The organism is Tardibacter chloracetimidivorans (genome assembly GCF_001890385.1).
GTDB classification, from domain to species: domain Bacteria; phylum Pseudomonadota; class Alphaproteobacteria; order Sphingomonadales; family Sphingomonadaceae; genus Tardibacter; species Tardibacter chloracetimidivorans.
The window spans coordinates 2,494,742-2,518,611 of record NZ_CP018221.1; the positions used below are offsets into that span (position 1 = coordinate 2,494,742).

The window sequence follows — 23,870 nt, forward strand, 5'->3', positions numbered from 1 at the left end:
ATGTTAGAGGTCATTCTGATCCAGCTTGGCTCGCTGGAAGCCATCTGGCGTCACATCGTCGCGGACATCACGAACATCGGCTCGCCATCGACGCTCGCTGCCTTCGGGCAGGTGCTGATGATCGACATCATGCTTGCGGGCGACAATGCGATCGTCGTGGGCGCGCTTGCGGCCGGACTCCCGCCGCAGCAGCGCCGGCAGGTGATCCTCATCGGCATCATGGCCGCGCTCGTGCTGCGCGTCATCTTCGCGCTGCTGGTCACCCAGCTGATGCAGATCGTCGGACTGGTGTTCGCGGGCGGCCTGCTGCTGCTGTGGGTGTCATGGAAGATGTACCGCGAGCTGCATCCAGCGGGCGCGGGCGAAAGCGCGGGCTCGCCGGAGATTTCCGGCGACGAGCATTCCGGCCTTGCGCCCGCGAAGAGCTTTGCCTCGGCGGCCTGGGCGGTTGCGGTCGCCGACGTCAGCATGAGCCTGGACAATGTGCTGGCCGTGGCGGGCGCGGCGCGCGATCATCCGGGCATTCTCATCATCGGCCTGGTGCTGTCGGTGGCGCTGATGGGCCTGGCCGCCAACATTTTGGCCAAATATATCGAGCGGTATCGCTGGATCGCCTATGTCGGCCTGCTTGTGATCCTCTATGTCGCCGGCAAGATGATTTATGACGGCCTGATCGATCCGCAGGTGGGACTGATGACGCTGACGGCCTCCTGAGGCCGCTCAGGGCACCAACACGGTCGAGCCGGTGGTCGCGCGGCTGGCGAGCGCCCGATGCGCACTGGCGGCGTCTCTGAGGGCAATTCTTCGGCCGGCATCGGCTCTGATCGCACCCGATGCGATCATCTGGAACAGCCGTTCAGCCGAATGACGTCGCTCTGCCGAAGTCGAGCAATAATCGGCAAGGGTAGGGCGCGTCATGAAGATGGAGCCCGCCCTAGTCAGGTCCAATGGCGGTACCGGCGGCACCGGACCCGACGCATTGCCATAGGATACGATCAGCCCGCGCCTTGCGACGGCGGCGAGCGAACATTGCCAGCTTGCAGCCCCGACGCCGTCGAACACGACATCGACACCCCTGCCGCCCGTGCCCTGCCGCACCCAGCCGGCCACCTCATCGAGCGCGCAGGAGGACACCCGCTCGATCCCGAGCGCGCGCACCGCATCGGCCTTTGCCTCGCTTCCGGCATGGGCGAAGACCTGAACGCCCGCCGCTTTCAGCCACTGGACCAGAAGCGAGCCGACACCCCCCGCCGCCGCATGGACAAGGGCTGATTGGCCCTGGGTGATGCGTGCGCACCGTTCCACCAGAAACTCGGTGGTCATGCCCTTCAGCAAAACGGCGGCGGCAAGCTCGTCCGGGATGTTTTGCGGGATTGGGACGGCGGTGGCCGCGCAAACGGTCCTGACGCTTGCATAGGCACCGGGCGGGCCCATCACATAGCCCACGCGGTCGCCGATCCCGAAGTTGGTGACGTCGGGAGCCGCTGCCTCGACCACACCCACCGCTTCGCTGCCGATGCCGCTCGGCAGCGGGCCGGGATAAAGCCCGGTGCGGTGATAGATGTCGATGAAGTTGAGGCCGATCGCCGTCTGCCGTATCCGGATTTCACCCGGACCGGGTACGACCGGCTCTATTTTCTCCACCTCAAGAACTTCCGGTCCGCCATTGGCGCGGAAGACGATGCGATAATCCTCCGCCATTTCAGCCGAGATGTTCGGCGAAGAAGGCGCGCGTGCGGCCATCCGCCTTGTTGGCCGCTTCCTCGTTGCGCGCCGAGCCGATGGCGCGGGCAAAGGCGTGGTCCTGCCCTTCATAATCATGGATGGTGACGTGGCGGTTGCCGTCCAGCGCCTCGTGAATGGCCTTTTGCGCGTCGGGGCCGATATACTTATCCGCCTTCGCCAGATGCATCATCAACGGCTTGCCGATGGCGTGGCTTTCATGAAGCTGCTGGTCGATCCCGGCGCCATAATAGCTGACGATCGCATCCGCATCCGTCCGCGTGGCGGTGAGAAAGGCGAGCAGACCGCCCAGGCAATAGCCCACCACGCCCACCTTGCCGCCGCTCATCGCGCGCGCTGTCTTGATCGTCGCTTCTATGTCGGCAATGCCCTTGTCGCGATCGAACTTGCCGTAGAAATCGAACCCGCGCGCCATCTCCTGTTCATTGTCGGCGTCCAGCTGCACGCCCGGCTCCATGCGCCAGAAAAGATCGGGCGCAAGCGCGAGATAGCCTTCGGCTGCCCATCCGTCGCACATCTGGCGAATGCCAGGATTGACGCCGAAAATCTCCTGAATGACGACGATGGCACCCCTGGGCTTGCCCGCAGGTTCGGCGACATAGGCCTGAAAGCTGCCTGATCCGTCTAGCGGGGCGATATCGGTCATATGAGCCATGTCGTTTCTCTCCATTCAGTTGCGGATGTGCTGGAAGCCCGGTGATTCCAGACGCAGAAGCGCCAGTTTCGTTTCCACGCCATGTCCGCCCGAATAGTGGCCGAGGCTGCCGCCGTTGCCAAGCACCCGGTGGCAGGGAACGATGATGGGGAAGGGATTGCGCGCGCAGGCCTGGCCGACGGCGCGCGGACCGGACTCAACAGCCCTCGCGACCTGGCCGTAGCTTGCGGTCTCGCCATGGGGAATGGCGACGATGGCGGCGCGAAGCACCTCGCCACGCGGGCTGGCGGCGGGCGTGAGCGGCAGGTCGAACCGGGTCAGCTTGCCTGCAAACCATGCCTCGATCTGCTGGCGCGCCTCGCGCAGCAACGGATCATGGGCGACCGCTTCGGCACCCGGCGTTTCGTCCATCGCCCAGGCGAGGCGCGTCAGCCTTTCGCCATCGCCGGAAATAGCGAGCGCGCCCATCGGCGTGGCGATTGTCGTTCGAAGCATTGGCATCTCCCTTGCCTCGGTCTAGCAATGTCATGGACATGCCCTCAAGTGCGGGAACGCCAGATGAAAGTTCACTTCGACATCGAATGCACCCCCGAGGAAGCACGGACGTTCCTTGGCCTGCCTGATCTGAAGCCGGTTCATGACATTTATGTGGACCGCATGCAGGCGCTGATCCGCGATGGGCTGACCGGCGCGGATTTCGAGCGGGTGATGAAGAGCTGGTCGCCGCTGCTTGGCGGCGGGTTGGAGATGTGGGCCAATGCGATGCAGCAGATGACCGGCGGGTCGTCGCCGTCCTCGTCGTCCGGCAAGGATTGACGCCGGAAGCACCGCCGATGCCCGCGCCGACCCTCTTCGCGCTGTCGAGCGGACGACCGCCGGCGGCGATCTCCGTCATCCGCATATCGGGCGCGGCCGCGTTCGAGGCGGCGCGTCGGCTGAGTGGCAAGGCGCTGCCCCCGCCGCGAACCGCCCGGCTGCGGACCCTGCGCGATCCGGCCGGCGGCGAAGCGCTGGACAAGGCGCTGCTCCTCCTCTTTCCGGGGCCGGACAGCGCAACCGGCGACGACATCGCCGAGCTTCACCTGCATGGCGGGGTGGCGGTGGTCGCGGCCGTGTTGAAGGCGCTGGATGGGATAGAGGGGCTGAAGGCAGCGGGGCCGGGCGACTTCACCCGCCGCGCCTTCCACAACGGCGTGCTCGACCTGCCGCAGGTGGAAGGGCTTGCCGATCTGCTCGCCGCCGAGACCGAGATGCAGCGGCGGCAGGCGATGGCCCATGCCGACGGGCATCTGACCCGTATGGCCGAGGGCTGGCGTGAGCGGCTGCTCGATGCGTTGGCACAGGTGGAGGCCGGACTCGACTTTGCCGATGAGGGCGACGTCGGCGAAAGTGACGAAAGTTGCGCCAATGACGCAATCGCTGCGCTGGCGGCCGAGCTTGACCAGGTGCTTGAAGCGCCCAGCGGAGAGCGGCTGCGCGACGGCGTGCGGTTGGCGGTGACCGGGCCTCCGAATGCAGGAAAATCGAGCCTGGTCAATAAGTTAACGGAACGGGACGTGGCGATCGTGACCGCCATCCCCGGCACCACGCGCGACCGGATAGAGGCGCATCTGGCGATAAAGGGCGTGCCCTTTGTGGCGATCGACACGGCGGGCCTTCGCGAGACGGGGGATGTGGTGGAGCGGGAAGGGATCGCCCGCGCGCGCGCTGCAGTCGCAACCGCCGACATCGTGCTTGCGATGGCGGGCGAGGACGGCCGGTTCGAGCCGGTGGAGACAGAGGCGCCTGTCATCCGGGTGATGTCGCGGTCCGACCTGAGCGGCGCGCCCGCCGGGCCGGACGCGGATGGACTCCATCACCTCTCCGCCGTCACCGGTGACGGGCTTGCGGCGCTGGCCGACCGGCTGGTGGAGGAAGCAGGAAGGCTGGTGGGCCATGGCGAGATTCTGGCGCTGGCCAACGACCGCCAGCGCCGCGTGGTGAGCGATTGCCATGCCGCGCTGCTGGAGGCGGGGGCGGCGGCGCATGACCCGGTGCTGGTCGCCGAGCATCTGCGCGCCGCACTCAACGCGCTTGGACGGCTGACCGGCCGCGTGGGTGTGGAGGATATGCTGGACGCGCTGTTCGGCCGCTTCTGCATCGGGAAGTAGAGCGGTTGCTGGGTGCTCAAACGAAGTGGGCAGGCCTGTTTCGACTCCACAACGAATTCAAGTCGGTGCATGAACGCATTATGTGGAAGAAGATTCAGCAAGTTCTTGATCGATTGGAGTCTCGATGGGCACTCTATTCCCTTCTTGGGGTTGGGGGTACCATAAGTGCCATATCGGGCTGGATAGCCGCTAAGACAGCTTGGTTATCGGCATATGGAGCGATCACATGGTGGTTTGCGGCATTGCTCGGAGGTGCCCTGTTCGCCTTTACGTTCCTAGCCATAGCGTGGGGGCGGTGGAAGTTCATCCAGGCGAGGTCGATCGATAAATGGGCTAGGAACGTCGATGCGGTGAATCCTATGGAAAGGGAGTTTCGCAATCAAAGGCTCAACCTAGCCGACCTTGCAAACCCTATTAGCAAAATAATTGAGGGCAAGCGATTTATCGGCTGTGAACTGATCGGCCCAGTTACGATCCTCTTGGGACCAACAAATTCGTTTAGGAAATCACATTTCTTTCGCGTCAACATGATCCCATTGAAAGACAACGTTCCGATGGCTCCGATCTATACCATGGTCGGTTGCGAGATCATCGAGTCCCAGATAATGGACGCTAACATACTATTCCCTAGACGCATTGTGCCCGTACTAGAAGCTGGCTTTCCTCCCGGTGCCCTCAGTTATGTTGGCCTCACCGGATTTGCAGAGATTGATAACCGAGGCTTTAACACGGAGGAATAGCCGCAAACCTCCGTTGGCTTCGCGACTCCCCGGCCGAACGTTCCACGTGAAACAGTTTTGACGGAGCGGCGGGGTTCTGACATTGGCTCTGCCATGACGAATCGGGCGGTCTTCGATGTGCTGGTGATCGGCGGCGGGCACGCCGGGAGCGAGGCGGCGGCGGCCGCTGCGCGGGTCGGCGCGCGCGTCGGACTGATCACGCAGGATGCACGCAAGATCGGCGAGATGTCGTGCAACCCGGCGATCGGCGGACTGGGCAAGGGCCATCTGGTGCGCGAGATCGACGCGCTCGACGGAATCATGGGCCGCGCCGCCGATGCGGCCGGAATCCATTATCGCCTGCTCAACCGGCGCAAGGGTCCGGCGGTGCAGGGGCCGCGCGCGCAAGCCGACCGCAGGCTCTATCGCTCCGCCATCCAGACGCTGCTCGGCGGCTATGACAATCTGGAGATTGTGGAGGGCGAGGCCGCGTCCATCGAACGCAACTCGCAAGGCGACGCGATCACCGGCGTGATGCTGGCCGACGGACGGCTGCTGTCTGCACCGGCGATTGTCGTCACAACCGGCACCTTCCTTGGCGGCAAGCTCTTTACCGGGTTGGAAACTCGGCCGGGCGGTCGCGTGGGGGAACCGCCAGCGCTCAGCCTTTCCCGCTCGCTCGCAGCGCTTGGTCTCCGCATGGCGCGGCTGAAGACCGGGACTCCGCCCCGGCTTGACGGACGGACGATCGACTGGGCGAGCGTCGAATGGCAGCCGGGGGACGAGGCTCCATCCTTCCTTTCGGCAATGACGACACGGGCGGCGGCGCCCCAGCTATCATGCGCCATCACCCGCACGACGGAAGCGACGCATCGCGTGATCCGCGAAAGCCTGGATCGCTCGCCGCTTTACACCGGCATGATCGGGGGCAGGGGGCCGCGCTATTGCCCCTCCATCGAGGACAAGATCGTCCGCTTCGGCGACCGCGACGGGCACCAGATCTTTCTGGAGCCGGAGGGCGCGGACGATCATGTCATCTACCCCAATGGCATTTCGACCTCGTTGCCCGCCGATGCGCAGGCCGCGCTGATCGCCTCCATTCCGGGGCTGGAGCGCGCCGTGATTCTGCAGCCGGGCTATGCGGTGGAGTATGACCATGTCGACCCGCGTGAACTGTCGGCCACGCTTGAGGTGGGGACGGTGCGCGGGCTCTTCCTCGCCGGGCAGATCAACGGGACGACCGGCTATGAGGAGGCGGCGGCCCAGGGGCTGGTCGCGGGGCTGAACGCGGCCCGGCGCGCGGGCGAGCAGGCGCCCGTCACGATCGACCGGGCGCAAGCCTATCTCGGGGTGATGATCGACGATCTGACGACCCAGGGCGTGTCCGAGCCCTATCGCATGTTCACGTCGCGCGCCGAGTTCCGCCTGCGGCTTCGCGCTGACAATGCCGGGGAGCGGTTGACGGCGTTGGGCGAGCAATGGGGCCTCGTTGGGAGCGAACGTGCTGAGGCCTTCGCCCGTCGAGAGGCGGCACATGCGGATGGCCGGGCGATGCTGGATGCGAAGCTGACTCCGGCGCAACTGCTGCGCGCCGGAATGGAGGTGCGGCAGGACGGGGTCGCGCGCTCGCTGTTCGAATGGCTCCGCTTTCCGCAGGTGTCGTGGGAGGCGCTCTCCGCGCTTGCGCCGGAGCTTGGCGGTGTCGCGCCAGACGTGGCCGAGCGCTTGGTCTGCGACGCGCGCTACGCCACCTATGTCGAGCGGCAGGAAGAGCAGTTGCTTGCGCTCCGCCGGGATGAGCAACTCGCACTTCCGGCTGGCCTCGATTTCGCCGATGTGCGCGGCCTTTCGCGTGAGATGGTCGAGCGGCTGGAGGCGACCCGCCCGGCGACCATCGGCGCTGCGTCGCGGATCGCGGGGATCACCCCTGCGGCCGTCGCTGCGCTCTTCTTGCACATCCGCCGTGCCGCCTGAAGTCGTGCCGCCTGAGGTCGGGGCGGACGACGACGAAGATCGCCGCTATCTGGCCGAGCATTTTTCTGTTCCACGTGAAACAATGGGGCGGCTCTCCGACTATGCTACGCTTCTCGTGGAATGGCAGGCGCGGATGAACCTTGTGGGTCCCGCCACGCTGCCGCATCTGTGGGCCCGCCATTTCCTCGATTCCGCACAGCTTCTGGACCATGCGCCGGGCCGCCCGCTCGATTGGCTTGACCTTGGCTCCGGTGCGGGCTTTCCGGGACTGGTGATCGCGATCATGCGGCCCCACGTGACGATGACGCTGGTCGAATCGCGGGCGAAAAAATGCGCGTTCCTGAAGGAGGTTGCGAAGCATTGCGGCGTGGCGGACCGGGTGACGGTGCTTGCCGAACGGGCCGAGGCGCTTCCCTCCGCCCGGTTCGACGTAATTTCCGCCCGCGCGCTCGCCAGCCTGTCGCAACTGTTTGACTGGGGCCTTCGCTTCGCAGAGAGTGACACCCTGTGGTTGTTGCCAAAGGGGGCGTCAGTGGAATCTGAACTGGCGGATGCGCGGAAGACATTTGGCTTCTCCGCGCAGTTGAGACCCAGCATTACCGATCCGGCGGCGCGCATCGTCCTTGCCCATGGGGTGCAGCGGAGGAGCCGGAAATGAATCGGATCGCGGTCGCAAACCAGAAGGGCGGCGTCGGCAAGACGACCACTGCAATCAACATTGCAACGGCGCTGTCGGCGGTCGGCTGGCGCGTGCTGCTGGTGGACCTCGACCCGCAGGGCAATGCATCGACCGGCCTTGGCGTCGACCAGAAGCAGCGCGAGATCACCAGCTATGATGTGATGATGGGCAATGCCACTGTCGATCAGGCGGTGGTTTCGACCAAGCTTCCGCGGCTCGACATCGTCCCCGCCACCCAGGACCTGTCGGGTGCGGAGGTGGAGCTGGTGGACGTCGATCAGCGGATGCACCGGCTGGACGGTGCGCTCAACGCCATTCCGGCCGGGCGCTATGATGTGGTGTTGACCGATTGCCCGCCATCGCTCGGGCTTCTGACCGTGAACGCGCTGGTGGCGGCGCATTCGATCCTCGTGCCGTTGCAGTGCGAATTCTTTGCGCTGGAAGGGCTCAGCCAGCTGTTGAAGACGGTGGAGCGGGTGAGGGCGCGGTTCAACAATGGACTGACCGTGCTTGGCGTTGCGCTGACAATGTTCGACCGGCGCAATCGCCTGTCGGACCAGGTCGCAAAGGACGTGCGCGCCGTGCTGGGCCAAGTGGTCTTCGACACCGTCATCCCGCGGAACGTGCGCCTTTCCGAAGCGCCGAGCCACGGCCTGCCAGCGCTGATCTACGATCATCGCTGCGCCGGGTCGGAGGCCTATATCGGTCTTGCACGTGAAATCATCGGGCGGCTGGACGGCAAAGCCCGGGCGGCATGAGAAGGGAAGACGTGGCAGGAGCATCGGGAATGAAGCGGTCCGCTGGACTGGGACGGGGGCTTTCGGCGCTGCTGGGCGAGATGGAGGCCATCGAGACGGCGCAGTCGACGGGGCAGGGGGTGGAGGCGATCGCCATTTCGGCCATCATACCCAACCAGCGCCAACCCCGCCGCAAGTTCGATGCGACCAAGCTGGACGAGCTGGCCGAATCGATCAAGGCGCAGGGCCTGCTTCAGCCGATTCTCGTCCGCCCGCTCAGCCGCAGTCGCTATGAAATCGTCGCCGGCGAACGGCGCTGGCGGGCGGCACAGGCGGCGGGGCTGCACGAGATTCCGGCCGTTATCCGGCAACTGGACGACGCCACCGGATTCGAACTGGCGCTGGTGGAGAATATCCAGCGCGCCGACCTGAACCCGATCGAAGAAGCCGAAGGATTTCAGCGGCTGATCGCCGAGTTCGGGCACAGCCAGGAGGCGCTTGGCAAGCTGGTTCACAAGAGCCGCAGCCATATAGCTAACCTGTTGAGATTACTAGATTTACCTCAGTCCGTCCGGAACATGGTGCTGGACGAGCGGCTGAGCATGGGCCATGCGCGCGCGCTGGTGACCGCCAGGGACCCGGAAAAGCTGGCTGAAGAAGTGGTGCGGCTGGGGCTTTCGGTGCGGCAGACCGAAGCGTTGGCGCGCGACGAGAAGCAGGGCGGCAAGGCGCGGCGTTCCACCGGTAACGGGGACGACGGCGGCACGGCGGATGCCGATGTCATGGCGCTGGAGCGGCAGCTGTCGGACAGCCTCGGCCTGAAGGTGCAGATCGCGCATGACGGCGCAGGCGGACGGCTGAGCGTGAACTATTCGACGCTCGATCAACTCGATATGCTGTGCCAGCGCCTGTCGGGCGAGCGCTTCTGACGAGGGTCAGCGCCCGCGCGCGGCGTGGCGCGACAGGGCGATCAGCGTTTCGGCCGCCAATATATCGCCTGCCGAGCCGCTTTGCTTGATGCGCCGCTCGGCGTCGTTGAGCGCCGAAATGGCGCGGGCGAGGGCCGGGCCGCGCCATCTTGTGAGCTGTCCGGAAAGGGCGGACCGGTCCTTCCAGAAGACGGACTTGCCCTTGGCGGCGATAGCGCTTTCGACCGATTGTCCGGTTTCCACCTCGGCGCGAAGCTCAGCCAGCAGGTGAAGGCGGCGAAGCCCGCCCCGGATCAGGGGGATGCCAGCGATCCCGTCCAGCGCGGCATTGGCGATCTGCCGCTCCGCCTCGCCGGGCTGGCCGCCAAGAACGGCGTTGACCAGCGCGCCAAGGTCGCTCTCGCTATGGCCGGAGACGAGGGCTGTCACAACCGGCGGCTCCACGGACTTGGGATGCTCGGGCGAGGCGTCGAGATAGAGCGCAAGCTTGGCGATTTCGCCCGCCAGGATCGCGCGGTCGCCGGCCGCAGCGTCGGTCAGCGCCCGGATCGCGTCGCGCGAGGCGCGCAGCCCCTCGGCCTTCAGCAGCGCCTGCGCCTCCGTCTCGGCATCGCGGCCTTCCAGCGGATAGCTGGCGAAGTGAAGCGCGAGCGGCGACCCCTCCACCAGCTTCAGCAGCTTTGAGTCTTTCCGAAGCGCACCCGCATAGGCGAGGACCGGGTTTCCCGCAGCGGCGGACTCGAGCAGCGCCGACACCGCATCGACGGATTCGTCGCCGATGTTTGTGACGCGGATCAGCGAAGCAGCGCCGAACATCGAGGTGGCGGCCGCCTCGTCCGCGAGCCGGGCGGGGTCCGACTTCAGCTCGGCCGGTGCGATGTCGATATGCTCATGATCGGCCCCAAGCGCCTTTTCATAGCGTGCGCCGAGCGCGCGGGAGCCCGCCTCGTCCGGGCCGTGCAGAAGGAGCAGCCGGAGGGCGGGATCTGGCTTGTCGACCGCGCGGGCAATCTCGGCGCGGCCGGCTTTCATGGCTTGCGGTTGCGGATGTAGAGCGCGACGCGGGTGGAGATCTGGTCGGCGATGTCCTCCGACAGCCGTTCCAGCGCCGTCTGCTCGGCGGCGATCGTGGCATATTCGGAGGTGGTGACGTCTATGCCTGCATCGCTGGCGGCGGCCGCATCGAGCAGCACCTGGCCATTGTCGGCCGAAACCAGCCGATAGCGCGCGCGCAGCGTGCGGCGCTCGCGCGTGATCGCATCGTCCAGCCGAATGCCGAAACCCTCGATCTGGTCATCCAGCTCCACCTCGATGCGATAGCTGGCCGTACCCTCCGGCGTGCCGAGCCTGTCGATCAGGGCCTGGCGCACCAGCCAGCCGGAGCGGTTCTCGATCGGCGCGACGTCCACGTTGCGGAGTGCGGCCGCGACCGCGCCGGAACCGCCGCCGGCATAGATGGGGCTCAGCTGGCAACCCGAAAGCGCGCAGAGGGCGGCAAGGGCAAGGACGGCGCGCCCGATCATGCGACGAGGTTCACCAGCCGGTCGGGAACGACGATGATCTTTTTCGGAGACGCCCCGGCAAGCACGCCCTGGATCTTTTCCGACGAAAGCGCGAGCGCCTCTATATCGGCCTTCGGCGCGCCCTTAGGCGCGATCAGCGTGTCGCGCAGCTTGCCGTTGACCTGAATGGCGATGGTGACGCTGTCATCCACGAGCAGCGCGGGGTCCGCCTCCGGCCAGGGCGCATCGGCGACCAGCCCTTCGCGGCCAAGCCTGGCCCATGCTTCCTCCGCCAAATGCGGCATCATCGGCGCGACGAGGCGGACGATGGTGTCCACCGCCGTGTGGCGCGAGGCGGAGGGCTTCGCCTTCTCGACGGCGTTGACCAGCTCATAGAGCTTGGCGACGGCCTTGTTGAACTGAAGCGCGTCGACGTCCTCGCCAACGCCCGCGATGGTCTTGTGCAGCTTGCGGTCGAGATCGGCGTCGCCGCCATCGGCCGGGGCGGTGCCGTCCACCAGCCGCCAGACACGCTGGACGAAGCGCCATGCGCCTTCGATGCCAGCCTCCGACCAGGCGAGATCGCGCTCGGGCGGGCTGTCCGAAAGCATGAACCAGCGCACCGCATCCGCGCCATATTGGTCGATGATCGGCGAGGGATCGATGACGTTCTTCTTCGATTTGGACATCTTCTCGACGCGGCCCGCAGATGCGGGCGCGCCGGTGGCGATCTCGACCAGCTGGCCGTCGCGCTTTTCGACATCATCGGGCGAAAGCCATTGGCCTTCGGCGGATTTGTACGTCTCGTGCGTCACCATGCCCTGGGTGAACAGCCCGGTGAACGGCTCGGCCACGTCCAGCATGCCGATATGGCGAAGCGCGCGCGTCCAGAAGCGGGCGTAGAGCAGGTGCAGGATCGCATGTTCGACGCCGCCGATATATTGCGCGACCGGCAGCCATTGCTCGGCCACCTTCTTGTCGAACGGCTTGTCGCCCGGCTGGCTGGCGAAGCGGATGAAATACCAGCTTGAATCGACGAAGGTGTCGAGCGTGTCGGTCTCGCGCCGCGCGGGCTTTCCGCATTGCGGGCATTCGACATGCTTCCACGAGGGGTGGCGGTCCAGCGGATTGCCCGGAACGTCGAAGGTGACATCCTCGGGCAGCAAGACCGGAAGCTGCTTCCTGGGCACCGGAACGACGCCGCAGACCTCGCAGTGGATGATCGGGATGGGCGTTCCCCAATAGCGCTGGCGCGACACGCCCCAGTCGCGCAGCCGCCAGACGGTGGTGCCCTGGCCCCAGCCTTCGGATTCGGCGCGGGCGATCACGGCCTTCTTCGCGTCCTCGATCGAGAGGCCGTCGATGAAGCCTGAATTGATGAGCCTGCCGGGGCCGGTATAGGCCTCGTCCCCGACCGGGGCTTCGGGATCGTCGCCCCCAGCCACGACACGCTTGACGGGAAGCGCGTATTTGCGGGCGAAATCAAGGTCGCGCTGGTCGTGCGCCGGACAGCCGAACACGGCACCCGTACCATAATCCATCAGCACGAAATTGGCGACGAACAGCGGCAGTTTCCAGTCCGGATCGAGCGGATGAACGACGCTGAGGCCGGTGTCGAAGCCCTTTTTCTCGGCGGTTTCGATGTCCGCCGCGGCGGTGCCGGTGGCGCGGCAATCTGCGATGAAACCGCCAAGCGCTTCATTGTCGCGGGCCAGCGCCTCCGCCAGCGGATGATCGGGCGAGATCGCGGCGAAGCTCGCGCCGAACAGCGTGTCCGGCCGGGTGGTGAACACCTCGAACCCGTCGAAACCGGCGGCAGGCTGGGCGAGGCGGAAACGGAAGCGAAGGCCCTGGCTTTTGCCGATCCAGTTTTCCTGCATCAGCTTGACCTTTTCGGGCCATGCCTCCAGCGCATCGAGGCCGTCCAGAAGCTCGTCCGCGAAGTCGGTGATCTTCAGGAACCACTGGTTCAATTTGCGCCGCTCGACCAGCGCGCCCGACCGCCAGCCGCGTCCGTCGATCACCTGTTCATTGGCGAGCACCGTGTGGTCGACCGGGTCCCAGTTGACCGAGCTTTCCTTGCGATAGACGAGACCCGCTGCGTAAAGATCGAGGAACAGCGCCTGTTCCTGCCCGTAATAATCGGGCTCGCAGGTGGCCAGTTCGCGCGACCAGTCGAGCGCGAAGCCAAGTCCCTTCAACTGGTCGCGCATCGTCGCGATGTTGGCGCGGGTCCAGCTTCCGGGATGCACCTTCTTTTCAAACGCCGCATTTTCGGCGGGCATGCCGAAGGCGTCCCAGCCCATCGGGTGCAGCACCTCATAGCCCTTTGCCCGCCGGTAGCGCGCGATGACGTCGCCCATGGTGTAGTTGCGAACATGCCCCATGTGGATGCGCCCCGAAGGATAGGGAAACATCTCAAGCACATAGGTGCGGGGCTTTGCCGAACTGTCGTCGGCCACGAAGGTGCGGCTTTCTTCCCACACGCGCTGCCAGCGGGTGTCGGAAGCCTTTGGATTGAAACGGGCGTTCAAGGGACTGTTCTTGGCTGGTGGATTGTCAGAGGGCGGCGCGCCGCAGGTCGCGGGCCTTGGCGAGGATCGCTTCCTCCAGCCGCTGGACGGTACCGGCGCGCAGTTCCGCGTCAAGCCACTGGCCGTTCGAATAGACCTGCCGCGAGGCGGCGACGCGCAGCGCATCGGCGCGCAGATCCTTGTCGAGGATCGAGACGGTGACCTTCACCCGCTCCGTCGGAGCGGCGGGATTGGCGTACCAGTCGCTGATGATGACGCCGCTGTTCGCATCCGCCTGGGCTAGCGGCATAAACGAGATGGTGTCGAGCGCGGCCCGCCATAGATAGGCGTTGACACCGATGGTCGTTACCCGCGACGCGGCGATATCGGCCTTCGGACGTTCCTTGCCGCCACCGCAGGACGCGAGCGCCACCGCCATTGCCAGGCCGACCGAGATTCTTGTTAGCGACATGAATGGACCTTCCGAACGGGCCTGAAGCCCCTTACCACCCTTTGAAACCGCGCCGTTATAGGAGCCGCCGCGCGAAGCGCAAAGGATAAGGTGATCTGTTCCGGCGGCCCATGTCCGCGCAGCGGCGCGCGGCTGTGTGTGATTCCCGCAACAAGCGTTGAATCTCTTGGACAAGGGGTGGTGATTCGGTCTTTTCGCGTGATATTGGACCAAGTCTTGGGATGGGAGTGTTGGATTCGTGCGTTTTCAGACGCCTTTGAGGATATTGGTGACGGCAGGCGCGCTTGTTGCGACGCTTCCGCTTGCCCTGTCCGCGGCTGACGCGCAGCCTAGGCCGAAGAAGAAGCCGCCCGTCACCCTGTCTACCGCTGCGCCGGGGACGCTGGGCTTCACGCCTTCGGTCGCTGACCCCAAGCTCGCCGCCACGCTTTCACGCGGGACGGGCGAGGAAAAGATGTTCCGTTTCACGCCTGCCGGATCGCCGGGATCGAAAAAGTCGGTCACGGTTGCGTTGCGTTCGCGCGGCGTCTCCAAGGCCGAGGCCGCCAAGACGATGGTGGCAGGAACGGAAGCTATCGCGCCATCCGCCTATAATCTGGGCGTGAGCATCGGCTGGAGTCGTTTCGCTCTGTCAGGCGGGATCGCCAAGGTGGACGCCGGGCTTGCGCCGTTCGGGCGGGAATCGGTCGATGTCGGCGTGTCCTATCTGGGCCGCAACTGGAGCGGCACCCTGCAGCTTGGCGCGGATCATGAGAATGACGAGGCCGCGCCGGCGATCGGTCGCGAGCGCAGCTATTCCGTCGATCTGGGCGGCGCTTATTCGGTGTCGCGCAACCTCTCGCTTTCAGGCGGCGTCCGTCTGAAGCGCGACGAGGCGGAGGGCCTGACCTTCGACGGCCGCCGCGATTCGCAGGCGGTTTACGTCGGGACCAGCTTCAGCTTCTGATCCATTCGCTGCCAGCGCAGTTCCCTGCGATTTTCACTTCAGCCAGTCGTCGATAGCGGCATAGCCATAAGCGCCCAGCCGCTTCAGGCTGCGCCACTTGCTTGACGTCATGCCGCCAAGCGCGACGACCGGCATCCGGGCGCTGCGGGCGAGCAGGCCGAAGCGGATGCGCCCGAGTGGCCCTGCGTCGGGGTGGGACCGGGTGGCGAAAACGGGCGAAAGGAAGACGAGATCGGCCTTTGCGCGGATCGCCGCGCCAAGCTCCGCCGGGTCGTGAACGGCCATGCCGTGAATGAGAGAGCGATTGCGCCGCCGCTCCGGGCCGTGCCACCCATCGGCCTTCCAGCGCCTTGCCAGCCGTTCGGGGCCGCCGAGCAGAAGCACCAGCCGATTGCGTCGGGCGATTTTTCGCGCCGCCTCGAACAGCGCCCGCCGGTCGGCTGCGGCAAGGCTGTAGTTGCGCAGCACCACTCCGGCCTTTCCCTTCGGCAGACGGCGAATGGCGCGAAGGAGATCGTCACCCATGCGCTCATCGGTCATCAGCCATAAGCGGGGCAGAGCGGGGTGGCGGCGGCGCATGGCGGCCTTTATAGCAGCGCGCCATGGACATTGAACAACAGGCGGCGGCAAGGCTTGCCGAAGTGCAGGCCCTGATCGCCCGCGCGGCGAAGACGGCGGACCGCGACCCGGCGGACGTAAAGCTCATCGCAATATCCAAGACGCACCCGGCGGACGCGATCCTCCCGCTGATCCACGCCGGTCAGCGTGTGTTCGGCGAGAACCGCGTGCAGGAGGCGCAGGCGAAATGGCCTGAGCTGAAGGCCGTCTATGCCGATGTTGAATTGCATCTGGTCGGGCAGCTTCAATCCAACAAGGCGGTAGACGCAGTCGAGCTGTTCGACGCCATCCATTCGGTCGACCGGCCGTCGCTGGTGGCGGCGCTCGCCCTGGCGATGGAAAAGACCGGCAGGCGTCCGGACTGCTTCATCCAGGCCAATATCGGCGACGAACTGCAAAAGGGCGGCTGCGCGGTGAAAGACCTGCCCGCGCTTCTGGCGGAGGCGAACGCGGCCGCCCTGCCTGTGGTGGGGCTGATGGCCGTCCCCCCGGCGGAGATAGAGCCAGCGCCGTTTTTTGCGCTGCTCGCCAAGCTTGCCCGCGAACACGGGCTCGATCAGCTGTCGATGGGCATGTCCGGCGATTTCGAGACAGCCGTCTGGCTTGGCGCCACCCATGTGCGGATCGGATCGGCGCTGTTCGGCGAGCGACAGCGATAGGCTGCGTTTCAGCGCCGGGGCTATAGAATATGCCCGGTCCGATCGCGCTTGGTGGCTAGGTAATGCGCGTTGTGCGGATTGGAGGGGAGGGCAAGCGACACCCGCTCCGCCACCTTGATACCGGCTGCCTGCAGCCCCTCCACCTTTTCCGGATTGTTTGAAAGCAGGCGCACGGTGTCGATGTTGAGCAGGTTCAGCATGCGCGCGGCGATGCGGAAATCGCGCTCGTCGATGGCAAAACCCAGCCGCAGATTGGCGTCGACCGTATCGAACCCCTGATCCTGAAGTGCATAGGCGCGCAGCTTGTTCAAAAGCCCGATACCGCGCCCTTCCTGACGGAGATAGAGCAGGATGCCGCCGCCCGCTGCCGCCATCGCGTCGAGCGCTGCATGAAGCTGCGGCCCGCAATCGCATTTGAGCGAGCCGAGCACGTCGCCGGTGAGGCATTCCGAATGCAGGCGCACAAGCGGCGTTGTGTCATGGGCAGGCGCGCCGCCCACCAGCAGCGCCAGATGCTCCCCCTGCTCCGGCACACCGCGAAAGGCGACCAGCATGCTCTTGTCGGACTGGGCGATCGGCAGATGCGCGCGCGAGACGATGCGCAGCCGGTCAGGCGCAACATAGGAGGCGACATCGCCGGGCGTCACATGCGGCGCTTCCCTGTCGTCCTTCACCGCCTCGCGGATGAACAGCGCGGGCAGCAGCCCCGCAAGCTTGGCAAGCTGGATCGCTGCATCCGCCGCATCGGCTGCGCCCACGTCGCGGGCGGCAAACGGCCCCTTCAACGGCCGGGTGAGGTCGAACACAGGATCGGCGAGCGCGACCGCGGCCGCCAGATCGAGCCATGGCACGCGCCCGATCCGCACCGGCCCCGACGCCGCCGCAAGCTGGTTCACCAGCTTGAGCGTGGCCGCGCGGGATGCGGTGATCAGGACATCAGCCGGAGCGGCGGCATCCAGCGCCGCAAGAGTATCGTCCTCGGCAAGCTCCACGGCCAGCACCGTGACCGCCGCTTTCCCGTCCCGGATCACCACCGGCTGGCCCCGCCGCAAGGCGTCGATCGCCCGGCTGACCTGCCGGCCGCTCCGCTCCGCGGGGCTCGCCATCAGAAGGCGAACTCGGTGATGAGAGGGATGTGGTCCGATGGCTTCTGCCAGCTTCGCGACGCGCGGTGGACACGGTGCGACTTGGCGGCGCTCGCGATCTGCGGGCTGGCCCAGACGTGATCCAGCCGACGCCCGCGATCCGACGCCTGCCAGTCGCGCGCGCGATAGCTCCACCAGGTGAAAAGCTTTTCGGGGGCGGGAACGAACTGGCGACCAAGATCGATCCAGTCGTGGCTCTGGCGCAGCGCGGTCAGCAGGTCGACTTCCACCGGGGTGTGGCTGACAACATCGAGCAGCGCCTTGTGATTCCAGACGTCGCATTCCAGCGGCGCGATGTTGAAGTCGCCGAGAAGGACGGTCGGCTGGCGGAGCTTTTCCGACCAGCGCGTCATCCGCTCCAGAAACGCCAGCTTCTGCCGGAACTTGGGGTTGGCCTCGAGGTCGGGCGTCTCGCCCCCGGCGGGGATGTAGACGTTCTCGATCCGGATTCCGCAATCGAGCAGCGCGCCGACATGCCGCGCCTCGCCATTGTCCTGCCAGTCATGGGCGTGATCCTCGCGAATCGGCACCTTGCTCAGGATCGCCACGCCATGATGCATGGGCTGGCCATGGATGACGTGGAAATTATAGCCGAGCTGCCGGAAGAGGCCCGCCGGGAAGTCATTGTTTATGACCTTGGTTTCCTGAAGGCAGAGGACGTCGGGCTGCTCTTCGCGCAGGAAGCGCTCGACAAGCTCAAGCCGGAAGCGGACGGAGTTGATGTTCCAGGAGGCGATTTTCAGTTTCTTGGGCGTTGTAGACATGGGGGCGATGTAGCGCCTTATCGGCGCGGGTCAAATAGCAGGGCCCGAAAACCATATGGGCGGGACGCAGCTGTCCTGCCCGTACGGAGCGCGCCCGGCCTGCGCTTGTTCAGGCGCGCGCGTTCACCAGCCAGGCCTTGGCCCCCATGCGAACGCCGTCACCGTCGCTGTGGCGCTCGAACAGTTCGACCAGGCTCCCGAGAATGGCTGCGTGTGCTTCCGCGCTGCTCGAGCCGATGAGGTCGCCGATCTGCATTCCGTCGAGCACGAATTGCGCGGCGCTTGCCGGATCGCTGCCGGGGCCGCCGACGCGCAGATTCCCGCTCCAGGTGTCGAACGCGATGCCGGTGAAGCCCGCGCTTTGGAGAAGGTCGGTCACATAATCCTGCTCGCCGAGCGCGAACGGTCCGGGCGCGCGCGGTTCCGGGGCCGGCAGGTCGATATGCGCGCCGATGATGGACATGACGCTGCGCTGCCAGGGATTTTCGGCGATGGGCGCCCATGTCGCGATGTCGAGCCGCCCGCCATCGCGCAGCATCCTGCGCAGATTGGCGAAAGCGGGATAGGGCTGGGGGAAGAACATCAGGCCGAAGCGCGAGAACAGCCGGTCGAACGGCGCTTCCACCGGCATTGCCGTTGCGGCGTCGCCCTGCTCGAAGCGGATTTGGGCAAGCCCGGCGCGCTGCGCCCGATCGCTGGCCGCGGCCACGAGGTCGGGCGATATGTCAAGGCCAAGCGCGAGGCCGCTGTCCCCCACTGCTGCGGCGATCTGCCTCGTCGTCCAGCCTCCGCCGCAGCCGACGTCGACCACCCGCTCGCCGGGGGCATAGCCGGCCTGGGCAAGAAGCGCCTGTCCGAGCGGCTCGATCATGCTCTCGAACCGGTCGAGTTGGGCCAGCCAGCGGGCGCCCGCGTCGCCTGCCCAATCGTGCGCGGCCAGCCCGCCCTTATCCCTGCCGGCTTCGGTCATCGAAATCCCTCCCATTGGCGTTGCAGACGGAATCAGCGCCCGATCGCCGCTCTTGTAAAGTCTGGCGCGCAGCGCTCGGCCGCTTGTCCTGCCCGACGCTGACTGGGTATAACCACTGGCATCAAGCCCGAGCGACGCTGAACGATTCGGCTCCAATCCCGACTGTTACCGAGAAGGATAGCTCCATGACGAGACAAGTGAATATCGGAATCGGCGAAGAGGATCGGGTTGCGATCTCCGAAGGGCTCAGCCGCCTGCTGGCGGACACCTACACGCTCTATCTCACCTCGCACAATTTCCATTGGAACGTGACGGGGCCGATGTTCAACAGCCTGCACCTGATGTTCATGACCCAATATACCGAGCTTTGGAACGCGGTCGATCCGATCGCCGAGCGCATCCGCTCGCTGGGGCAGCCCGCGCCCGGCTCCTATGCGCAGTTTGCCAAGCTCAGTTCGCTGCCCGATGTCCCCGAAGTTCCGCCCAAGGCGCTTGAGATGGTGGACGTCCTCGCAAAGGGGCATGAGGCGACGGCGCGCACGGCGCGCGCGCTGTTCCCGCTTGTCGAGAAGGCGAATGACGAGCCTTCGGCCGATCTGCTGACGCAACGCATCGGCGTGCATGAGCAAGCCGCCTGGATGCTGCGCGCCCTGCTCGAAGAATAGAGCGGGGCCGCTGTCGAGATGAATGTGTGCCACGGCGGCCCGGAGAGTTCAGCTTCAGGTCAGATGATCCGGTTCAGCACTGGTTCCCCGGCATGAAAGCGGTCCACATTTTCCCGCACGCGCTTCCGGATCTCATCCAGCGCGCCGAAGGAAACGCCGGCATGATGGGGGCTTAGCACGACATTCGGCACATCGGCCCAGCGCGCTACGGGCGCAGGTTCTTTCTCGAACACGTCAAGCGCGGCCCAGCCCAGCCGCCCGTTGCGGAGGGCATCGATCAGCGCGTCCTCGTCCACCACCGATCCGCGTGAAACATTGATGATCAAGCCGTCTGCTCCGACCGCTTCGATCACATTGCGGTCGACCAGCTTTTCGGTCTCCGGCGCGCCCGGGCAGGAGATGAAGAGCAAGCTCGACGCCTTTGCCAGCGCGAGCAGGCTATCCGCACGCGGCAGCGACTCGTCGGGCTTCGGCCTTGGACCCCACCAAGCGGTTTCAACCCCGAAACCTGCGAGCCGCCGGGCGATAGAGCGGCCGATATGGCCGAGCCCCAGGATTCCAGCCTTTTCCTCGGAGATGGTGCTTACGAGCGGGTAACGGCCAACATTGTCCCACTGGCCGGTGCGGACCCAATTATCGCCGTTGATGATATGTCGCCGCGCCGCCAGCGCGAGCGCCAGCGCGTGGTCTGCAACCACGCCGCTGTTCGCTTCTCCGACATTGGCCAATTGGATGCCGCGTTCGATCAACAATGCCGGATCGACGCCGTCATAGCCGGCGCTCATAACCTGAACCAGGCCGAGATTCGGTAATGCGTCGATCAGATCGCTTCGCAGGGGAACGCTGCCAAAGGCGACAAGTACGCGCACATCGGCTGCGTCCTGCCGCAACATTGCAATCGGATCGCTCGCTTCCCATTGGCGCAGCATGCGGTAACCGCCCAGCGCGCCGTTCAGGACCTCACAGACCATCGCATCGCTCGTCACCACTGCCGGGGCCGTGCTGTTCTGCGCGCTGCGCGTCATTATTCGCCTCGTGTTCACCTGTCGCGCGCCCGGATAGCACATTGCCGCTTTCCTGAACCAGAGGGACGGCGAATTCCAATCGCACGATCAACTCTTCGACTTGACGATACGCCTGTGTCGCGAGGCTCAGAATCGGATTTTTTTGGCAGTGGGATGTGCATAACACCGCCTGTTGCGATCTTGCCGTACAAGCAGCAGACCCCTTATGTATGTCCAGTCGTAGCTGCATCTCCGCACAGCGCAAGATGACGGTGAACAGGAGTTTTGGTGAACGATTGGCTTTTCAGTGGACTGGAGGACGACATTCGTCCGCGCATGTTCGCGGCGGCTGACGAAGGTTTGAGCTTCGCATTGGCGACAATCGTTGCAGCTGATGGCGGACCCCGCCCGGTCGGTGCCCAGATGGTCGTGACCGAAACGGATAGCTGGGGATTTCTTTCCGGAGGCTGTATTGAATCCGACGTCGCACGGAACGGGCGGGAGGTCATCCGCGACGGGCGCGTGCGAACATTGATCTACGGCAAGGGCAGTCCCTTCATCGATATACGCTTGCCATGCGGTGGGCGCATCGAGGTCGCGATTGAACGTGTGGAGCCCGGTGATCCGGCACTGGAGGAACTGCGGCGGTGCACCGCCGGACGCCGGTCTGCAATATGGGTGAGCGACGGAACGAACAGACGGTGTGAAGCGCGCGAGGATTCGGCTCCCTTCGCCGACGGGACAATTTCGCGGCGGTACGACCCTGAACAACGACTGGTGGTGGTCGGGACCGATCCGTTCGCGATGGCGATTGCGGGGCTCGGGAAGACCATCGGCTGGCAAACGATCCTGCTTAGCCCGTTCGGCCCGTCGACCGGACATCCCTGGGGCATAAGCCACGACCGGCGCCCCCTGCGGGAGTCAATGAAGGACCTTGGGCTTGATCGATGGACAGCCGTCGCCGTGGCGACCCACGATCTGGAAATCGATCAGGAGGCGCTGGCGCCCGCTCTCCACTCACGCGCCGGCTACGTCGGTGTGCTGGGCTCGCGCCGCAAGCTCGACCAGCGCCGTGCCGGCCTCAGGGATGCAGGGGTCGGCGAGGCGGACATCGACCGTCTCCATGCGCCCATTGGACTCACCATCGACGCGCATTCGCCGTGGGAAGTCGCCGTGTCGGTTATCGCAGAGATCATCGAGAGCGGACGCCAATCCATGCCCGCGCAGGCGCGCGAAATGACGCAAGGAGCTCATGTCGCAGCCTGACGCCCACGCTCGTTGTCATGGCATCGTGCTGGCCGCAGGGGCCGCCACACGCTTTGACGGTGTAAAGCTGCTCGCTGATTTCCGGGGCCAGCCGCTCATCACCTGGCCGGTCAGGACCGCCCTCGATTCGCCGGTCGATGGCGTAACCGTCGTCCTGGGGTCGCACGCCGACGAGGTCGAAGCGGTTCTCAAGCCTTTTCAGACGCCGCGCCTAAACATTGTCAGATGCGCGCGTTGGAGCGACGGCCTTTCGGCATCGCTGAAATGCGGCCTTGCCGCCCTGCCGCGGGACTGCCGGGCTGCGCTGATATTTCTCGGAGACATGCCAAATCTGGACGCCCGACTGGCGGGCCGGGTGCTGGCTGAAGTACTCGACGGAGCCCCTGCCGCGATACCGGAGTTCGGCCGGATGCCAGGCCATCCGGTAGCGGTGTCGAGCGGTTTATTCGAGCAGCTTGGGATGTTGGATGGGGATCGAGGCGCTCGTTCGGTTCTCGAGAATCTGGATGGTGTCGTCAGAGTGGAAACGGACAAGCCGGGCTGCATTCAAGACGTAGATACGAAGAAGGATCTCGATGGCCTTGCCTGAAGCCGATCCGTACCAATGCCCTGCCCGATCCGTCGGAGCAGGCGGCTGGCTAGCCATTCCTCCGAACTGAGGATTTTGACATCCAAAGGCATATGCCAAACTGGCACCTTTTCCTCGGAAGAACAGCTGTTTTCATTTTTGATGCCTAGCAACCAGCGGCGGCGAGAACTATCAGCGTCCTATGCCTTACATCGTCGCGGGATGCTCAAGGGGCAGATTCGCCGAGATTGACCAGCGCGCCGCATGCGATCTCGTCGTCGCGACCGCACGAATGGGGATGCAGGCCCTCCTTAACAGCAAACGGCATCCAGACTATCTTAGGCACCTTGCGACATTAATGGTGATGGCTTTAGGTCTCGATTCGAAGGAGGCCGCCGAAATTTGTGCGCGCCCATTGCCGCCATTGCACTTGGACGATGCGAATGAAAATTCCGCCGCATAGCATCGACAGATGCCCCACCAGCATTCCTGCCATCATCACGAGCCATTCGCCTAGCAAATGGCGGGAACTCGCAACCCGGAGGTCGATCAGGCTTGCGGCCAGCATTCCTGTCAGCACGAGACCAGTGCCAACCTGCAACCGGAAAATGCTCTTCGCCGACCGATCGGCTTTGCAGGCTCGTCCGATGTCACGGCACAGGCCCACCGCGACAGCCGCGCCGACGCCCATGTACATGCCCGGCATCAATGCGACATGCCGCTCGAATTCCATGAGCGGCCCATCGGCGTCCGAACAGAAACCTCCGGCAAGATAGCGCATTTGACGGAAGTCCACGATCATACCGGCAGTCATGCCAAGCGTACAGAGGATGAAAGGTGAAAACCAGAAGCCCAGTTTCCCAGTCCCTCGAAGACACGCGCGGCAATGAAGCGCCAATGAAGCCCCAATCCTTTTCGTCATAGACCAGAGGCAGCACGGCGGATCGAGGATGGAAAGCCTCCACACACCGACCTCTTGTGAATTGCGCATAAAAATCGTATGCGGCGTTCTCAGCCGACGGCGTTGGCAGGGTGACCCTTGGCGAGCTTGGTGAGTGTATCGGTCAGCCAGGCGTGCGGGTTGATGCCGGGTAGCTTGCAGTTTTCGATGAGCGTGGCGATCACAGCCTAGTTGTCGCCGCCTTCGTCGGAGCCCGCGAACAGGACGTTCTTGCGGTTAAGCGCGACGCCT

Annotated in this window: 26 protein-coding genes and 1 pseudogene; 13 read left to right on the forward strand and 14 right to left on the reverse strand. The window is 65.1% G+C overall.

Going from position 1 to position 23,870, the window contains the following annotated elements; all coding sequences use genetic code 11:
* Positions 1-714: a YjbE family putative metal transport protein gene (locus BSL82_RS12860; RefSeq protein ID WP_072597868.1), complete on the forward strand. Its 714-nt coding sequence runs from the start codon at positions 1-3 to the stop codon at positions 712-714.
* Positions 715-720: 6 nt separating this feature from the next.
* On the opposite strand, the gene BSL82_RS12865 is transcribed toward BSL82_RS12860, so the two are convergent.
* From BSL82_RS12865 to BSL82_RS12875, 3 genes are read right to left on the reverse strand one after another with little or no spacing between them, the layout of a single operon-like run.
* A complete protein-coding gene (locus tag BSL82_RS12865) occupies positions 721-1,701 on the reverse strand; it encodes a quinone oxidoreductase family protein (RefSeq protein WP_072598783.1) in 981 nt (326 codons plus the stop codon).
* A 1-nt stretch (position 1,702) separates the two neighbouring features.
* Positions 1,703-2,398: a dienelactone hydrolase family protein gene (locus tag BSL82_RS12870; protein WP_072597869.1), complete on the reverse strand. Its 696-nt coding sequence runs from the start codon at positions 2,396-2,398 to the stop codon at positions 1,703-1,705.
* Between the two features lie 15 nt (positions 2,399-2,413).
* A complete protein-coding gene (locus BSL82_RS12875) occupies positions 2,414-2,893 on the reverse strand; it encodes a methylated-DNA--[protein]-cysteine S-methyltransferase (RefSeq protein ID WP_072597870.1) in 480 nt (159 codons plus the stop codon).
* Between the two features lie 63 nt (positions 2,894-2,956).
* Here BSL82_RS12875 and BSL82_RS12880 point away from each other — a divergent pair, with 63 nt between their 5' ends.
* The 7 genes from BSL82_RS12880 (at position 2,957) to BSL82_RS12910 (ending at position 9,586) form a co-directional block, all read left to right on the forward strand.
* Complete coding sequence (locus tag BSL82_RS12880; protein ID WP_072597871.1) at positions 2,957-3,214, forward strand: DUF6489 family protein; 258 nt, start codon at positions 2,957-2,959, stop codon at positions 3,212-3,214.
* 17 nt (positions 3,215-3,231) lie between these two features.
* Positions 3,232-4,548, forward strand: coding sequence for a tRNA uridine-5-carboxymethylaminomethyl(34) synthesis GTPase MnmE (mnmE, locus tag BSL82_RS12885; RefSeq protein WP_072597872.1), 1,317 nt, complete (start codon positions 3,232-3,234; stop codon positions 4,546-4,548).
* A gap of 80 nt (positions 4,549-4,628) precedes the next feature.
* Entirely contained in the window at positions 4,629-5,288 is a 660-nt protein-coding gene (locus tag BSL82_RS12890) for a hypothetical protein (RefSeq protein ID WP_158010891.1), read from the forward strand.
* A gap of 93 nt (positions 5,289-5,381) precedes the next feature.
* A complete protein-coding gene (mnmG, locus tag BSL82_RS12895) occupies positions 5,382-7,241 on the forward strand; it encodes a tRNA uridine-5-carboxymethylaminomethyl(34) synthesis enzyme MnmG (protein ID WP_072597874.1) in 1,860 nt (619 codons plus the stop codon).
* Complete coding sequence (gene rsmG / locus BSL82_RS12900) at positions 7,231-7,899, forward strand: 16S rRNA (guanine(527)-N(7))-methyltransferase RsmG (RefSeq protein WP_226998460.1); 669 nt, start codon at positions 7,231-7,233, stop codon at positions 7,897-7,899. The genes mnmG and rsmG overlap by 11 nt, the downstream gene beginning before the upstream one ends.
* The gene (locus BSL82_RS12905) at positions 7,896-8,678 is read left to right on the forward strand and encodes a ParA family protein (protein ID WP_072597875.1); all 783 of its coding nucleotides are present in this window, start codon (positions 7,896-7,898) and stop codon (positions 8,676-8,678) included. Before rsmG ends, BSL82_RS12905 begins: the two co-directional genes overlap by 4 nt.
* Positions 8,679-8,707: 29 nt before the next feature.
* Positions 8,708-9,586, forward strand: a complete 879-nt coding sequence (locus BSL82_RS12910) for a ParB/RepB/Spo0J family partition protein (protein WP_226998461.1) — start codon at positions 8,708-8,710, stop codon at positions 9,584-9,586.
* Positions 9,587-9,592: 6 nt separating this feature from the next.
* On the opposite strand, the gene holA is transcribed toward BSL82_RS12910, so the two are convergent.
* The 4 genes from holA to BSL82_RS12930 are packed head-to-tail and all read right to left on the reverse strand — an operon-like array spanning position 9,593 to position 14,073.
* Positions 9,593-10,618: a DNA polymerase III subunit delta gene (gene holA / locus BSL82_RS12915; protein WP_072597877.1), complete on the reverse strand. Its 1,026-nt coding sequence runs from the start codon at positions 10,616-10,618 to the stop codon at positions 9,593-9,595.
* On the reverse strand, positions 10,615-11,109 hold the full coding sequence (gene lptE, locus BSL82_RS12920; RefSeq protein WP_072597878.1) for an LPS assembly lipoprotein LptE: 495 nt from the start codon (positions 11,107-11,109) through the stop codon (positions 10,615-10,617). Before lptE ends, holA begins: the two co-directional genes overlap by 4 nt.
* On the reverse strand, positions 11,106-13,622 hold the full coding sequence (gene leuS, locus BSL82_RS12925; protein WP_072597879.1) for a leucine--tRNA ligase: 2,517 nt from the start codon (positions 13,620-13,622) through the stop codon (positions 11,106-11,108). Before leuS ends, lptE begins: the two co-directional genes overlap by 4 nt.
* A gap of 25 nt (positions 13,623-13,647) precedes the next feature.
* On the reverse strand, positions 13,648-14,073 hold the full coding sequence (locus tag BSL82_RS12930) for a DUF3576 domain-containing protein (RefSeq protein ID WP_072597880.1): 426 nt from the start codon (positions 14,071-14,073) through the stop codon (positions 13,648-13,650).
* A 238-nt stretch (positions 14,074-14,311) separates the two neighbouring features.
* Here BSL82_RS12930 and BSL82_RS12935 point away from each other — a divergent pair, with 238 nt between their 5' ends.
* A complete protein-coding gene (locus BSL82_RS12935; RefSeq protein WP_226998462.1) occupies positions 14,312-15,019 on the forward strand; it encodes a hypothetical protein in 708 nt (235 codons plus the stop codon).
* Positions 15,020-15,052: 33 nt separating this feature from the next.
* Here BSL82_RS12935 and BSL82_RS12940 read toward each other — a convergent pair whose 3' ends face one another.
* The gene (locus BSL82_RS12940) at positions 15,053-15,598 is read right to left on the reverse strand and encodes a thiamine phosphate synthase (RefSeq protein ID WP_072597881.1); all 546 of its coding nucleotides are present in this window, start codon (positions 15,596-15,598) and stop codon (positions 15,053-15,055) included.
* A 23-nt stretch (positions 15,599-15,621) separates the two neighbouring features.
* On the opposite strand from BSL82_RS12940, the gene BSL82_RS12945 reads away from it, so the two are divergent.
* Complete coding sequence (locus BSL82_RS12945; RefSeq protein ID WP_072597882.1) at positions 15,622-16,296, forward strand: YggS family pyridoxal phosphate-dependent enzyme; 675 nt, start codon at positions 15,622-15,624, stop codon at positions 16,294-16,296.
* 20 nt (positions 16,297-16,316) lie between these two features.
* Here BSL82_RS12945 and ribA read toward each other — a convergent pair whose 3' ends face one another.
* The 3 genes from ribA to BSL82_RS12960 form a co-directional block, all read right to left on the reverse strand.
* The gene (ribA, locus tag BSL82_RS12950; RefSeq protein WP_072597883.1) at positions 16,317-17,402 is read right to left on the reverse strand and encodes a GTP cyclohydrolase II; all 1,086 of its coding nucleotides are present in this window, start codon (positions 17,400-17,402) and stop codon (positions 16,317-16,319) included.
* Complete coding sequence (locus BSL82_RS12955) at positions 17,402-18,205, reverse strand: exodeoxyribonuclease III (RefSeq protein ID WP_072597884.1); 804 nt, start codon at positions 18,203-18,205, stop codon at positions 17,402-17,404. The genes ribA and BSL82_RS12955 overlap by 1 nt, the downstream gene beginning before the upstream one ends.
* Positions 18,206-18,314: 109 nt before the next feature.
* On the reverse strand, positions 18,315-19,175 hold the full coding sequence (locus BSL82_RS12960; protein WP_072597885.1) for a class I SAM-dependent methyltransferase: 861 nt from the start codon (positions 19,173-19,175) through the stop codon (positions 18,315-18,317).
* Positions 19,176-19,360: 185 nt separating this feature from the next.
* On the opposite strand from BSL82_RS12960, the gene BSL82_RS12965 reads away from it, so the two are divergent.
* Complete coding sequence (locus BSL82_RS12965) at positions 19,361-19,840, forward strand: Dps family protein (protein WP_072597886.1); 480 nt, start codon at positions 19,361-19,363, stop codon at positions 19,838-19,840.
* Between the two features lie 59 nt (positions 19,841-19,899).
* Here BSL82_RS12965 and BSL82_RS12970 read toward each other — a convergent pair whose 3' ends face one another.
* Positions 19,900-20,865: an NAD(P)-dependent oxidoreductase gene (locus tag BSL82_RS12970; RefSeq protein ID WP_072598786.1), complete on the reverse strand. Its 966-nt coding sequence runs from the start codon at positions 20,863-20,865 to the stop codon at positions 19,900-19,902.
* A 267-nt stretch (positions 20,866-21,132) separates the two neighbouring features.
* Between BSL82_RS12970 and BSL82_RS12975 the strand changes: the two genes are divergently transcribed.
* The gene (locus tag BSL82_RS12975) at positions 21,133-22,110 is read left to right on the forward strand and encodes an XdhC family protein (protein WP_072597887.1); all 978 of its coding nucleotides are present in this window, start codon (positions 21,133-21,135) and stop codon (positions 22,108-22,110) included.
* Positions 22,097-22,699, forward strand: a complete 603-nt coding sequence (locus BSL82_RS12980) for a nucleotidyltransferase family protein (protein ID WP_072597888.1) — start codon at positions 22,097-22,099, stop codon at positions 22,697-22,699. The genes BSL82_RS12975 and BSL82_RS12980 overlap by 14 nt, the downstream gene beginning before the upstream one ends.
* Before the next feature lie 349 nt (positions 22,700-23,048).
* Here BSL82_RS12980 and BSL82_RS12985 read toward each other — a convergent pair whose 3' ends face one another.
* A complete protein-coding gene (locus tag BSL82_RS12985; RefSeq protein ID WP_072597889.1) occupies positions 23,049-23,480 on the reverse strand; it encodes a hypothetical protein in 432 nt (143 codons plus the stop codon).
* A gap of 209 nt (positions 23,481-23,689) precedes the next feature.
* A pseudogene (locus tag BSL82_RS20530) lies at positions 23,690-23,860 on the reverse strand (transposase domain-containing protein); the annotation flags it as partial.
* Positions 23,861-23,870 lie beyond the last annotated feature (10 nt).

What these genes read in the sequence shown, in the direction of transcription:
- BSL82_RS12860 (WP_072597868.1), top strand. Translation starts at nt 1, where the DNA reads ATGTTAGAGGTCATTCTGATCCAGCTTGGCTCGCTGGAAGCCATCTGG.
- BSL82_RS12865 (WP_072598783.1), bottom strand. Translation starts at nt 1,701, where the DNA reads ATGGCGGAGGATTATCGCATCGTCTTCCGCGCCAATGGCGGACCGGAA.
- BSL82_RS12870 (WP_072597869.1), bottom strand. Translation starts at nt 2,398, where the DNA reads ATGGCTCATATGACCGATATCGCCCCGCTAGACGGATCAGGCAGCTTT.
- BSL82_RS12875 (WP_072597870.1), bottom strand. Translation starts at nt 2,893, where the DNA reads ATGCTTCGAACGACAATCGCCACGCCGATGGGCGCGCTCGCTATTTCC.
- BSL82_RS12880 (WP_072597871.1), top strand. Translation starts at nt 2,957, where the DNA reads ATGAAAGTTCACTTCGACATCGAATGCACCCCCGAGGAAGCACGGACG.
- mnmE (WP_072597872.1), top strand. Translation starts at nt 3,232, where the DNA reads ATGCCCGCGCCGACCCTCTTCGCGCTGTCGAGCGGACGACCGCCGGCG.
- BSL82_RS12890 (WP_158010891.1), top strand. Translation starts at nt 4,629, where the DNA reads ATGTGGAAGAAGATTCAGCAAGTTCTTGATCGATTGGAGTCTCGATGG.
- mnmG (WP_072597874.1), top strand. Translation starts at nt 5,382, where the DNA reads ATGACGAATCGGGCGGTCTTCGATGTGCTGGTGATCGGCGGCGGGCAC.
- BSL82_RS12905 (WP_072597875.1), top strand. Translation starts at nt 7,896, where the DNA reads ATGAATCGGATCGCGGTCGCAAACCAGAAGGGCGGCGTCGGCAAGACG.
- BSL82_RS12910 (WP_226998461.1), top strand. Translation starts at nt 8,708, where the DNA reads ATGAAGCGGTCCGCTGGACTGGGACGGGGGCTTTCGGCGCTGCTGGGC.
- holA (WP_072597877.1), bottom strand. Translation starts at nt 10,618, where the DNA reads ATGAAAGCCGGCCGCGCCGAGATTGCCCGCGCGGTCGACAAGCCAGAT.
- lptE (WP_072597878.1), bottom strand. Translation starts at nt 11,109, where the DNA reads ATGATCGGGCGCGCCGTCCTTGCCCTTGCCGCCCTCTGCGCGCTTTCG.
- BSL82_RS12930 (WP_072597880.1), bottom strand. Translation starts at nt 14,073, where the DNA reads ATGTCGCTAACAAGAATCTCGGTCGGCCTGGCAATGGCGGTGGCGCTC.
- BSL82_RS12940 (WP_072597881.1), bottom strand. Translation starts at nt 15,598, where the DNA reads ATGCGCCGCCGCCACCCCGCTCTGCCCCGCTTATGGCTGATGACCGAT.
- BSL82_RS12945 (WP_072597882.1), top strand. Translation starts at nt 15,622, where the DNA reads ATGGACATTGAACAACAGGCGGCGGCAAGGCTTGCCGAAGTGCAGGCC.
- ribA (WP_072597883.1), bottom strand. Translation starts at nt 17,402, where the DNA reads ATGGCGAGCCCCGCGGAGCGGAGCGGCCGGCAGGTCAGCCGGGCGATC.
- BSL82_RS12955 (WP_072597884.1), bottom strand. Translation starts at nt 18,205, where the DNA reads ATGTCTACAACGCCCAAGAAACTGAAAATCGCCTCCTGGAACATCAAC.
- BSL82_RS12960 (WP_072597885.1), bottom strand. Translation starts at nt 19,175, where the DNA reads ATGACCGAAGCCGGCAGGGATAAGGGCGGGCTGGCCGCGCACGATTGG.
- BSL82_RS12965 (WP_072597886.1), top strand. Translation starts at nt 19,361, where the DNA reads ATGACGAGACAAGTGAATATCGGAATCGGCGAAGAGGATCGGGTTGCG.
- BSL82_RS12970 (WP_072598786.1), bottom strand. Translation starts at nt 20,865, where the DNA reads ATGACGCGCAGCGCGCAGAACAGCACGGCCCCGGCAGTGGTGACGAGC.
- BSL82_RS12980 (WP_072597888.1), top strand. Translation starts at nt 22,097, where the DNA reads ATGTCGCAGCCTGACGCCCACGCTCGTTGTCATGGCATCGTGCTGGCC.
- BSL82_RS12985 (WP_072597889.1), bottom strand. Translation starts at nt 23,480, where the DNA reads ATGATCGTGGACTTCCGTCAAATGCGCTATCTTGCCGGAGGTTTCTGT.